The sequence below is a fragment of the Blautia sp. OM07-19 genome, from assembly GCF_003481595.1.
In the GTDB taxonomy this organism is placed as follows: domain Bacteria; phylum Bacillota; class Clostridia; order Lachnospirales; family Lachnospiraceae; genus Blautia_A; species Blautia_A intestinihominis.
On record NZ_QULA01000025.1, the window covers coordinates 38,837 to 50,431 of the forward strand.

Annotated in this window: 10 protein-coding genes and 1 pseudogene; 2 read left to right on the top strand and 9 right to left on the bottom strand. The window is 44.8% G+C overall.

The window, feature by feature from the left end; genetic code table 11:
* Nucleotides 1–2,784, bottom strand: coding sequence for a translation factor GTPase family protein (locus tag DXC01_RS14885; protein ID WP_118699199.1), 2,784 nt, complete (start codon nt 2,782–2,784; stop codon nt 1–3).
* 25 nt (nt 2,785–2,809) lie between these two features.
* Nucleotides 2,810–3,367 carry a TetR/AcrR family transcriptional regulator gene (locus DXC01_RS14890; protein WP_118699200.1) on the bottom strand — a complete coding sequence of 186 codons (558 nt, stop codon included), beginning with the start codon at nt 3,365–3,367 and terminating at the stop codon, nt 2,810–2,812.
* 163 nt (nt 3,368–3,530) lie between these two features.
* On the opposite strand from DXC01_RS14890, the gene glgB reads away from it, so the two are divergent.
* On the top strand, nt 3,531–5,318 hold the full coding sequence (glgB, locus tag DXC01_RS14895) for a 1,4-alpha-glucan branching protein GlgB (RefSeq protein ID WP_118699201.1): 1,788 nt from the start codon (nt 3,531–3,533) through the stop codon (nt 5,316–5,318).
* A gap of 107 nt (nt 5,319–5,425) precedes the next feature.
* Here the strand turns inward: glgB and DXC01_RS14900 are convergent, their stop codons facing one another.
* The 6 genes and pseudogenes from DXC01_RS14900 to DXC01_RS14920 form a co-directional block, all read right to left on the bottom strand.
* Nucleotides 5,426–6,070, bottom strand: a complete 645-nt coding sequence (locus tag DXC01_RS14900) for a helix-turn-helix transcriptional regulator (protein ID WP_022215101.1) — start codon at nt 6,068–6,070, stop codon at nt 5,426–5,428.
* Nucleotides 6,071–6,162: 92 nt separating this feature from the next.
* Nucleotides 6,163–6,426 (bottom strand): EamA family transporter, encoded by a 264-nt coding sequence (locus DXC01_RS21505; protein ID WP_199611834.1) that lies wholly within the window; start codon nt 6,424–6,426, stop codon nt 6,163–6,165.
* Nucleotides 6,407–6,898 carry a DMT family transporter gene (locus DXC01_RS14905; protein ID WP_199705013.1) on the bottom strand — a complete coding sequence of 164 codons (492 nt, stop codon included), beginning with the start codon at nt 6,896–6,898 and terminating at the stop codon, nt 6,407–6,409. The genes DXC01_RS21505 and DXC01_RS14905 overlap by 20 nt, the downstream gene beginning before the upstream one ends.
* Nucleotides 6,885–8,384 (bottom strand): 4-alpha-glucanotransferase, encoded by a 1,500-nt coding sequence (malQ, locus tag DXC01_RS14910; protein ID WP_118699202.1) that lies wholly within the window; start codon nt 8,382–8,384, stop codon nt 6,885–6,887. The genes DXC01_RS14905 and malQ overlap by 14 nt, the downstream gene beginning before the upstream one ends.
* A 162-nt stretch (nt 8,385–8,546) precedes the next feature.
* Nucleotides 8,547–9,044: pseudogene (locus tag DXC01_RS14915) on the bottom strand (glycoside hydrolase family 43 protein); the annotation flags it as partial.
* A 294-nt stretch (nt 9,045–9,338) separates the two neighbouring features.
* Nucleotides 9,339–9,899 carry a hypothetical protein gene (locus tag DXC01_RS14920; protein ID WP_118699203.1) on the bottom strand — a complete coding sequence of 187 codons (561 nt, stop codon included), beginning with the start codon at nt 9,897–9,899 and terminating at the stop codon, nt 9,339–9,341.
* Between the two features lie 146 nt (nt 9,900–10,045).
* Between DXC01_RS14920 and DXC01_RS14925 the strand changes: the two genes are divergently transcribed.
* Nucleotides 10,046–10,264 carry a hypothetical protein gene (locus tag DXC01_RS14925; protein WP_022215096.1) on the top strand — a complete coding sequence of 73 codons (219 nt, stop codon included), beginning with the start codon at nt 10,046–10,048 and terminating at the stop codon, nt 10,262–10,264.
* Nucleotides 10,265–10,674: 410 nt separating this feature from the next.
* On the opposite strand, the gene DXC01_RS14930 is transcribed toward DXC01_RS14925, so the two are convergent.
* Complete coding sequence (locus DXC01_RS14930) at nt 10,675–11,472, bottom strand: hypothetical protein (protein WP_022215094.1); 798 nt, start codon at nt 11,470–11,472, stop codon at nt 10,675–10,677.
* Nucleotides 11,473–11,595: the final 123 nt, after the last annotated feature.

The following is an 11,595-nucleotide window of genomic DNA, read 5'->3' on the forward strand; positions in this document are numbered from 1 at the left end:
TTATTCTTCGCCTGCCTCACCTAACCGGATTTTTTCCATCTGCGCCTGCAGTTCTTCTGACATGTTGTCAAAGAGATAGGTCTTGCTGCTCCGGCGCTGCTGATGCCACTCTGCACGCGCATTTTTTTCCGTATCTTCGATCTCTTTTTTGAGTCCCTGTGCGGAAATCCTGTGTGCGCCCTGTCCCATGATGATGACCTGCTCCAGACCATCAGAAGTCGCTACGGTTACCTGATACTGTCTGCCGATCCGGTGGACCGTCTTCTCGATATACTGATCTGCTGTCTCGGCTTCCTTGGTGTATACTACATAAATATTATGATAGGTGAGGACTTCTTCCATATGTCCTTCCACCTTGTAAGCATCAAATACAAGGATCAGCGTGCATTTACGGTAGCCCTGATAATTGCTCAAAATATCCATCAGCTTATCGCAGGCTGCGTGGATGTTTTCTTTCGCCAGCTCATTCAGTTCTTCCCAGGAAAAAATAATGTTGTATCCATCGACAAGGAGATATTCTTCCTTGCGTGGTTTTCCCTGTCGATAGCGGACGGTCGGTGCTGACGAATGAACCGTCTTTTTCTGGAAAGCGGCACGGTCGCGTTTGACCGGACCAAATGTCCTCTCAAAAATTGCCTGCAGCTCTTCCTCCTCATCATAACTTCCGCTGTAGGAAAATTTGCCGTTTTTTCCACTTGTGTTTCTGGAAATGTTTGGATTATCCACCGCTGTACCCGGATTTTCCGCATAATCCACATCATCATACCAGGTTTCGCTGTCCAGGCCGTTAAGTTCCACTCCGCTGTTCAGATGCATGTAATCCTCGACCTGATCCCATGGTACGACAAAACCTGCGCCATGTGCACAAAAAACGGAACCTGTCGGATTTTCCAGATCGCTTTCCGGATCGTAGGCAACATTCTGTACGATCTCTTCCTGGTTTTTGCACGGTGCATAGCCCTTGAGTGTGCAGAAAAGTTTTCCTGTTCCGTGTGTGTATGCAACGACCTCTTTCTGGTAATCGCGCATCTGGGAAACGGCTGCTGTTCCTTTTAGGACTGCGGTTGTTCCGTCTGTATCCGGTGATTCGAAGCTCCCCTGCATCTTCTGGACATCTGCCAGTGCTCTTCCGATCATCTCGGCAGGCACTTCAAGACGGAATTCATAGTATGGTTCCAGAAGGATATTTTTTGCTTTGCGAAGTCCCTGACGGACAGCACGGTAAGTTGCCTGGCGGAAATCCCCGCCCTCTGTATGTTTCGCATGGGCACGCCCTGTCAGGAGGGTGATCTGCACATCCGTAAGCGGAGAACCTGTCAGCACACCGATGTGTTCCTTCTCCTCCAGATGTGTGAGGATCAGACGCTGCCAGTTCCTTGCAAGCACATCTTCACTGCATGCGGTAAAAAACTGACATCCGCTTCCCGGTTCTCCCGGCTCGATCAGGAGGTGGACTTCCGCATAATGGCGAAGCGGCTCAAAATGCCCTACCCCTTCTACCGGTTCTGCAACTGTTTCTTTGTAGACGATACTTCCAGCTCCGAATTCTACCGCCACATGAAAACGGTCCCAGATCAGTTTCTTGAGGATCTCGATCTGTACCTCTCCCATCAGCTGTGCATGGATCTCGCCAAGCTGGCTGTCCCACAGAATGTGAAGTTCCGGTTCTTCCTCCTCAAGCTGTCGTAATTTCTGCAGCATCTGGTGCGGGTCGCAGTCATCCGGAAGCTGGATCTGATAGTTCAAAACCGGCTCCAGAACAGGAAGCTCGGATTCGTTTTCTATGCCAAGTCCTTCACCTGGATAGGTTCTGGTCAGTCCTGTCACAGCACAGATGGTTCCTGCCTCTGCTTCTGTGATCGTTGTATATTTGGCTCCTGAGTAAAGGCGGAGCTGGTCGGCTTTTTCTTCCCAGTCCTCCTGCTGCTGTCTTACTCCCGGCAGAGCCTGTCCTTTCGCCCGGGAGGAAAGCATGGTTTTGGCTTTGAGAGAGCCGCCTGTGATCTTCATGTAAGTCAGACGGTTTCCCTGTTCATCTCTTGCGATCTTGAATACCTTTGCACCGAATTCTGTCGGTCGTTTAGGTTCTCTGGTATATTTCTGCACGCCATTCCAGAAATCCTCCACACCGTCCTCTTTGAGTGCGGAGCCAAAATAGCACGGGAAAATCTTTCTCTGTGTGATCAGTTCTGCAATCTCTTCTTCCTCGATGCTGCCTGTCTCAAGATATTTTTCGAGAAGAGTTTCGTCACAGACCGCGATGTTTTCCATCTGGTCCGGAGTTAGGGTGTTTTCTTCATCGTTTTCCTGGATTTTTCCAAAATCCACGCAGTTTTCATGCAGATGTGCCTTAAGATCAGCAAGAAGGGCATCATGATCCGTTCCGTTCTGATCCATCTTGTTGACGAACAGAAATGTCGGGATCTGATATCTTTCCAGGAGCCTCCACAGCGTCATCGTATGGCTCTGCACGCCGTCCATGCCGTTGATCACAAGAATCGCATAGTCCAGCACCTGCAGTGTCCTCTCCATCTCAGCCGAAAAATCGACATGCCCCGGAGTGTCCAAAAGTGTTACTTCCACATCCTCGGTCTTAAGGATCGCCTGCTTGGAAAAGATCGTGATTCCGCGCTCTTTTTCCAGTTCATAATTATCCAGAAAGGTATCTCCATGATCCACGCGCCCGATCTGACGGATCACACCGCATAGATACAGGAGTCTTTCAGACAAAGTCGTCTTCCCGGCATCTACATGCGCCAGGATTCCTATTACTAATTTTTTCATGTTTTTTCTTCTTTCAGATTGTATTTCAGTTTTCTTCTGTGCTGTTTTCCAGATACATCGGAGCCAGTTTACGTACAATACTCTCACTGACAGAGACCAGTGTTGCGACATCTTTTTCCTGATTGTTCAGATATGCATGGAAACAGCCCTGGATGCAGAAAGAAAGCATGATGTCTCTCTGCGGGTCCTCCTTATAATCTGGATATTTCTCACAAATGAGACGTTTCAGTTCAGTCTCCAGACAGTCACCGAGGCGGGCTTTTTCTGTTCCGGAAAACAAGAGATTGATCAGGGTGTTGTTTGAGATCAGCGCCATGTAAAGGTTTCTTGTAAATACATCCGGATTCTTGAACGGCTCCTCCTGCTGGCTGGAAATATTTTTCAGCACAGAGACGATCGTTTCTGATTCCATTTTGTCTGACAGTGCATAAATATCTTCATAATGGCTGTAAAAGGTTGATTTGTTGATCGCAGCCAGACTGCACAGTTCCTTTATTGTGATCTTTCCAAGTGGTTTACGGGAGCGTAATTCCAGAAAAGCATTCTTGATCGCGCGCTCTGTTTTTTCGATTCTGATATCCATATGTTTTTCCTTTTCCGACGGTTTTTTTCAAAAGTTGCTTATCCGTCTTTCTTTTTTTATTGTCGGTGGACAACCCTTCCTTGTCTTCTTATAGTATAGTTAAAAAAACAACTATTGTCCATTACTATCGAATCATAATTATTATATGCAAAGGAGAATCTGCATGGATTTTTACGGATTTTACACAGGAAAAATTTTTGACGCTTATCAGTACCTCGGTGCACATACAGAAAAAACAGGAGTTACTTTCCGCACTTTCGCACCATCTGCTTCCCGCATCGCTGTGATCGGAGAATTCAACGACTGGCAGGAATCAGAGATGAACAAAGTTTATGACGGCAACTTCTGGGAATGCTATATCCCGGAGGCAAAGCCGGGACAGATGTACAAATACCGTATCTATGACCGCAACGACAATCCGGTCGATCACTGCGACCCGTATGGATTCGGCATGGAGCTTCGTCCGAACAGTGCTTCCATCGTCCGTGACATGTCCAAATATAAATTCAAAGACTCCAAATGGATGCAGAACCGCAGCGACTGCCGCAAAAAACCGCTCAACATCTATGAGATCCATTTCGGTTCTTTCCGCAAGCCGTCCGACAAGACCGACGACTGGTATACTTATGAGGAAATGATCGATATCCTGATCCCGTATCTTACTGAGAACGGATACAACTATCTTGAGATCATGCCGCTGAATGAGTATCCATGTGACGAATCCTGGGGATATCAGGCAACAGGATTTTTCAGTCCGACTTCCAGATACGGAACTGCTGACCAGTTAAAGGCTTTCGTGGATGCCTGCCACAAACACGGCATCGGCGTGCTGATGGACTTTGTTCCGGTTCATTTCGCTGTGGACGCTTACGGTCTGGCAAATTATGACGGAACTGCGCTTTATGAGTATCCGAACTCTGCTGTCGGTGTCAGCGAATGGGGAAGCTGCAACTTTATGCATTCCCGCGGCGAAACAAGAAGTTTCCTGCAGTCCTGTGCCAATTACTGGATGAGTGAATTCCACATGGACGGTATCCGTATGGATGCGATCAGCCGCGCGATCTACTGGCAGGGCGACCCGGCTCGTGGGGTAAACCTGAATGCGGTAGAGTTCCTTCAGTACATGAACCAGGGACTCAAGAATCTCCACCCATCTGCGATCCTCGCAGCCGAAGATTCCACTTCCTTCCCGAAAGTTACCGATCCGGTTTCCCAGGGTGGTCTTGGATTTGACTATAAATGGGACATGGGCTGGATGAACGATACCCTGGACTATTTCCGTACTGATCCGGAATATCGTACAGACAATTATCACAAACTGACTTTCTCCATGATGTATTACTACGATGCACGTTTCCTGCTTCCGCTGTCACACGATGAGGTTGTCCACGGCAAGGCAACGATCATGCAGAAAATGAGCGGCGACTATGACAACAAATTCCCGCAGGCACGCGCACTATACATGTATATGTATGCACATCCTGGCAAGAAACTGAACTTCATGGGAAATGAGATCGGCCAGCTCCGTGAATGGGATGAAAAGCGTGAACAGGACTGGATGCTCCTCGACTATCCGATCCATAAGGGATTTGCACGTTTCATGAAAGACCTGAACCAGCTTTACCTTGAGCACTCTGCTCTCTGGGAGAAGGATTACGAGGCAGACGGCTTCCAGTGGATCGACTGCCACCAGGAGGCAAACTGCATCTACGTCTTTGAGCGAAACAGCAAGAAAGAAAAGATCATCTCCCTGTTCAACTTCTCCGAACACGAGCAGATGTACGAACTGAAACTCCCGGGAGTCACCAGCCTTAAAGAACTACTGAACAGCAATCTTGAGATCTACGGCGGCACCCAGAAAAACTTAAATACCGCCATCACACTCAAAAACGACAGGATCATCCTGACCCTGCCGCCGTTCTCAGCTGTATATTATACGCCTGAGGCATAAAATCAGCAGACGTGCCACTGGCACCTCCTCGATATGCAATGCAATTTTAAGGGCTGCAGTTACCACCAGCGTAACTGCAGCCCTTATCTTAATATATGCTATAAAAATTATCCTTTTTTTCCTCTTGCTTCGTCAAGATAACTGTAGATCGTCACTCGGGAGACTCCCATCAGTTCTGCTACTTTGTCCATTGCTCCTTTGACAAGGAAGATTCCTTTCTCATCCATAAGGCGCACCAGCCCAACGCATTTTGAACGGCTTAACTCTCTGGTATCTGTGGATCCAATCACCGACATAATGAGTTTGTCAATGACTGCCATGACGTCCTGCGGGACGTCATGTTCTCCTGTTCCCGGATTTCTTCCTGCCTCCAGGTCTGTTTTCAGATAGTTCATCAACATAGTATTTACATTCTGAAGCATGGTAATATCCATGTTGATACAAAGCATCCCGATCACATCTCCATCCTGATCTCGGAGCAGTGCTGATGATGACTTGACTGCCTTTTCATCTGTTGTCCTGAAAAAATAATTCGAAAGATGATCGTCTTTAAAGTCTTTGTTCTCAAGCACCTGCTTCACGAAGTAATCTGACTTCTCTCCTGTTTTCTGTCCGGTAACTGTTCCATTTGCAACATATGCCACATAACTTCCAGATTTTGTCAGCTCATGAAGGATAACCTCACAGATATCTCCATTCATCTCCTGAACAGTATCTGCTATCACAAAATATTTCTCTAGTTCTTTCTTCATTCTACACTCCCGATAATTTTTTATCTTTTCGTGTAAAAAATTATAACACATGCTTTTTCTCAAGTAAACAACCGGTGCAATATTTTAGACTTCTATTCCTTTGTTGACACGGAAAGAAATACCGTGCCTACAACAAATACAAAACCGATCAGTTCGATCGCGGTAAATTTCGTTCCCAGCAGCAAGGCTGAGAGAAGGGTTGCGGATGCAGGTTCCAGGCAGCCAAGTAGTGTTGATTTTACGGGGCCGATATATTTTACGCTCTCGAGAAATACGGAAAATCCAACTGCTGTGCCGATAATAACGATGACTGCGATGATGATCCACGCTGGAAGGTCAAGGTTTGTCGGGAAGATCCATGCTTGTCAGACTTCCCTTCGTTGCGATCAGATAGGTACCGGAAAACGCCAAGACAATTGCCGCTATCTGTATTCTGCTCATCATTTTCTTATTCCAGACTGCCATCACGATTGCCATCAAAACAACGTTCAGACTCTGAAGGACCGTAGCTGTAGCAGAATTAGAATGTTTGATCGCTGCCAGAAATGTATACTGACACAGAAGAAGTCCGGCAAGTGCAAACACGATCAGCCAGAACGTATCTTTCCCTTTTGTCCAGATCTTAAAAATCCGTGTATGTTCCTTTCGGAAAGCAAGTACGAGAAGAAGGATCCCCGAAAGCAGCATTCGGATCGCGGTAAGCCAGTCAGCACTGAGATCATATTGCGTAAACAGATACTGGCTGCATACACCGGATATTCCCCAGCTGACCCCTCCGAGGATTGCGAGCATATATCCTTTGATATTATTCTTCTTATCTTCTTCCATAACGTGTTGCCAGTTCCAGCATTTCTTTCTGAAGTTCTTTTGAGAACTGACCTTCTTTTAGTCTCCACTTCCAGTTCTTGCCGAGGGTGGACGGCTGGTTCATTCGTGCGGAGTTGTCAAGACCAAGGTAATCCTGTATTGGGATGATGCACAGGTTGGCAACGCTCTGCATTACGAGGCAGATCAGGTCGTCACACAGTTCTTTGCCGGAGTCTTTGAAGTTGTTCAAATACTCACGGACCTGTCTTCTCTCGCCCGGTGTGATGTCGTCCAGCCAGGAAAGAAGTGTTTCGTTGTCATGGGTTCCTGTATAGACAACACAGTTTCTCGGATAGTTGTGCGGCAGGTAGTCGCTGGCATTTCCGGTATCGCGCTCGTCAAAAGCGAATTCGATAACTTTCATGTTGGGATAGCCGCTCTCTTCTACAAGCTGTTTAACGCTATCGGTCATGTAGCCAAGATCCTCTGCGATGATCTCTCTGTCTCCCAATCTTGCTGAGATTGCACGGAACAGATCGATTCCAGGACCTTTTTCCCACCAGCCGTTCTCTGCTGTCTTATCTCCGTATGGAATTGCATAATATTCATCAAATCCGCGGAAATGGTCAATCCTTACAACGTCATACAGGCGGAAGCAGTTGGAGATTCGTTTGATCCACCACTCATATTCAGAGTTACGGTGCACTTCCCAGTTGTACAGAGGGTTTCCCCAGAGCTGTCCTGTAGCAGAAAATCCATCTGGCGGGCATCCTGCTACCTGTGTCGGGCAGTTTTTCTCATCCAGTTTAAAGAGCCACGGATTTGCCCAGGTATCTGCGCTGTCCATCGCAACGTAGATCGGGATGTCACCGATGATCTGGATTCCCTTTTCGTTTGCATAAGATTTGAGTGCCATCCACTGCTGGCGGAATTTGAACTGCATATATTCCTGGAATTCGATTTCGAAATACATTTCTTCTCTGTAGTAATCCAGGGCATTCTGCCAGCGAAGGCGGATATCCTCAGCCCACTCGCTCCACGGAATACCGCCGAAGCGTTTCTTCACTGCCATAAAAAGTGCATAGTCCTTGAGCCACCATGCTTCTTCTTCCTGAAATCTGCGGAACTCCGGATCCATATAAATATTACTTCTCTCATATGCCTTGCGGAGAAGCTGCATACGTCCTTCGTATAATTTCGCATAATCTACGCTGGTCGCATCTGTTCCAAAGTCTACTTTGTCACACTCTTTCTTTGTCAGGACTCCTTCTTCGATCAGTGCCTCAAGACTGATGAAGTATGGGTTTCCTGCAAATGTAGAGAAAGACTGGTACGGTGAATCACCATAGCTGGTCGGTCCCAGCGGCAGGATCTGCCAGTAACTCTGTCCTGCTTCCTTGAGTGCATCTACAAATTCATACGCTTTTTTGTCAAAGCATCCAATACCGTACTTTGAAGGCAGACTGCTCACTGGAAGCAGTACGCCGCATTTTCTTTTCTGTGCCATTTTTTTCCTCCCTGATATTCCTTTTTAACGCGGAAAAACCAGGCGCATTTTAACGCCCGGCAATCCTATTATTGGTAATACCTATTTTGTCACATACAAGGGGTAACCGTCAATGTTCAGAATTGATGGTTTATATTAAATTTTTTAGATATTCTGACTAATTTACTCCACCATCCGGCTTTCGTCGGCTTTGTATTCGAAGAAATCGAAGTCGGCACATTTCCTGTGGAGGATGCGGTCGGCGCAGGTGAGGCCTACCATGGTACCGGTGAACTCACCGTATTTGCAGTATTCATCGGAGAATCTGGTGGTATCGAAGATGCGTCCGATCTTCTCATAATTTTCTCCGTCGTAGCTCCACTCGAACCAGGATTTTCTTCCTTCGATGTAGAGGCGAAGGTAGATCGGTTTGTCCTCTACCGGGATCCTGGTGTTCAAAAATTCTGTCTTGACGCCATTTTCCAGATGGATGATGGACAATGCGCTCTGTCCGAGAGTTTCACTGTAATATTTGCGGAGATTGATGTAGTTCATGTTATCATAATACAGGATCAGACCCGCACTGTGCTGATGTACTTCCGGCACAAATTCCATCTTTGTAGTAATCCTTGCATAAACACTGGTCAGTTTTCTTGCAAGAATGCTGACTTTGTTTAGGGAAGTGCGGGATTCCTGTCTTTAAGGGAAAAAGCGGCTGGACTGTTACTGCCGATTATCTGGACAAAGCTGGTAAATTTCAGTCACAAATGTTAAAAAACAATAAAACATTTAAAGTAACAAAAAAGAATTCCATGCTGCTTCTGAACGCTGTAAACAATAAAACAGGACAGAGTGAAACAGCGATAGTTATTTTTAAATAAATCTTATAAAGCCCAATTTGCCATCTGAGCAAATTGGGCTTTCTCTTAAACTAATTCAATTCACTATTTTTTTCTTTTTCATTTTCGCGCCGTATCACATTCCGCTGGACCATACTACTCCGGCTTTTTGCATGTATTTTTTGACACTTCTGCTGTAGGTAGAACCACTTACTCTCTTGCCATTAACCTTATATCCTTTCTGGAATTTGCCGTTAAAGCGTTCTGCCTTTACGATTCTTGTTGCCTTGGTTCCTCTGACTCTGTAAATACAGTACTCAGTTCCACCTGTGTTGGCATTGCAGAGCATTACAGTGTGACAGGTTCTGGAGTATTTGATCGGAAAATTGTAGCCCTTGCCATATCCTACAGATGCTGCACGTACATTTTTTCTTGTTTTCGGATTGTAAGTACGGATTTCGTTGATTCCTGCAGAACTGTTATGCATAAGCAGTTCCGGAATTCCATTTCCATCAATGTCTACGATTTTGTAACTGCCACGTTTGCCTTTCACATACTTCTTGTAGCTTGATACCGCTGCATTATAATATCTGGATGATGCAGCCATAGCGGGAACTGTCATCCCCATGCAGAGAATTACTGCCAGCAAAATGCAGCACAGCTGTTTCACTTTCTTTTTCATTGTAATCTGTTTCATATTCTCTGTCCCTCCTTGAATTTATATTTACATTTTATCATACCTGATTACGAATTTGTGTTTTCTTTCAGATATTTTTCATATTTTATAAAATATTTTTTGTTTTTCTGCTTATACTAATAACTATTAGCACGAGGAGGTTACTTATGAAAAAAAATATTTCACACAAATCTGCAACATCTAATCAGGAAATTATTGATTCCTGTGATTTTCTCTCAAATGCTGCATCAACCCAGGACTGCACCGGGCTGATCCCCTCAGGACCGATGAATGAGGATGAACTGGAATCGTACGAGGCTGTATATCATTACCAGCCACCCAGACTTTCCCACAAAAGTACAGAAAATATGCATGACAGCAAATGAACATCTTTTTCGTTCTTTGTTACTGTTGAACTTCGGATAATAGGGCAGAGGGAGAATAATTATCTCGCCCCTCCCATTGAACCGTACGTACGGGTCTCGTATACGGCTCTACAACTTATATTCCAACTTTTGCTAAGTAATAGGATAAGGGATTGAGCAGACCAGTATAACAGATATTCCTGGATATTCTCTTCATTGATAACTGGTATTTTTGTCTGCATAAAAACTCCTCCTGTTTATACGTCAAGTACCAGTTATTTTATTAGGAAATGCATTTATTTATACTTTACTTAAAATATAAAAAGAGGATGCACCTCCCGGCAAATATATGAAAAAACTCCTGGAAACCTATGAGTTCCAGGAGTTTTTTCATATATTTATTGTTAAAGCTTCTGCTCTTATGACTTTGATCATCTGAACTGGATAGAATAGGAATCCTTAAACCAGCCTTTACGTCCACCAACGGAGATCTGGTACACATATGTATTCCCGCCCAGTTTTACATAATTTAAAGTTACTTTTTGTCCCGCTTTTACTTTAGGACCATTTTTTATATTTAGATTCCTGTCACTTGCACTTGTCTGGAAAGAATTCTGTGCATAAAATGTTCTTCTTCCTATAATTCTGGAATTCCAGGAAATGCAGGAAATCTTATTATTTCTGAGTTTGAATTTTGTCTCTGCTTCAATCATGCCCGATGCATTCCGGAAAGATCCGCCATTTCTGCTTCCCTGTGAGGAATAAACATAAAGTGTGTCTCCCTGTATTTTGGAAAAATTTGAAAACATAAACACTTTATTCAACTGATCTTTGCCCGGTACTGCTTTAAATCTTCCACTCGAATATTTATATACTTTCAATTCATGGCCTCCGTACTGATAGCATACGGCCAGTAAGTATACATTCTTCCTGTCAATTCCACACCAATATAAATTCGCACCCTTCGCAACAAATATTCTTTGCTTATAGCTTCCATTAAGGTAAAGGCGAACGTATCCTCGTTCACTGTCGGCAGTACATTTAAAACGATTCTTCCTGCCATCCCCGGTAAAATCATATTGTGTATAGGTTTTATTACCATATAACATAACCATACGACTGGCAGCCTGTACATCTTTAACATTTCCATTTGCGAATATAAATGTCCCGCAAAACAGCATAAATAAAAATGCACACAATTTCATCAATTTTTTTCTTTTCCTGTTCATATTCTTGTCCTCCTTGATATTATAAATACATCATACCATACCTCATTTACATATTTGTTTCATTTGATCGAGTAGGAGACGGCTTTTGCCGCCGACCTCTCACACCACCGGACATGCGGTTCC

Excerpts from the sequence above, each read along its gene's own strand:
- DXC01_RS14885 (WP_118699199.1), bottom strand. The coding sequence starts at position 2,784 with ATGAAAAAATTAGTAATAGGAATCCTGGCGCATGTAGATGCCGGGAAG.
- DXC01_RS14890 (WP_118699200.1), bottom strand. The coding sequence starts at position 3,367 with ATGGATATCAGAATCGAAAAAACAGAGCGCGCGATCAAGAATGCTTTT.
- glgB (WP_118699201.1), top strand. The coding sequence starts at position 3,531 with ATGGATTTTTACGGATTTTACACAGGAAAAATTTTTGACGCTTATCAG.
- DXC01_RS14900 (WP_022215101.1), bottom strand. The coding sequence starts at position 6,070 with ATGAAGAAAGAACTAGAGAAATATTTTGTGATAGCAGATACTGTTCAG.
- DXC01_RS14905 (WP_199705013.1), bottom strand. The coding sequence starts at position 6,898 with ATGGAAGAAGATAAGAAGAATAATATCAAAGGATATATGCTCGCAATC.
- malQ (WP_118699202.1), bottom strand. The coding sequence starts at position 8,384 with ATGGCACAGAAAAGAAAATGCGGCGTACTGCTTCCAGTGAGCAGTCTG.
- DXC01_RS14920 (WP_118699203.1), bottom strand. The coding sequence starts at position 9,899 with ATGAAACAGATTACAATGAAAAAGAAAGTGAAACAGCTGTGCTGCATT.
- DXC01_RS14925 (WP_022215096.1), top strand. The coding sequence starts at position 10,046 with ATGAAAAAAAATATTTCACACAAATCTGCAACATCTAATCAGGAAATT.
- DXC01_RS14930 (WP_022215094.1), bottom strand. The coding sequence starts at position 11,472 with ATGAACAGGAAAAGAAAAAAATTGATGAAATTGTGTGCATTTTTATTT.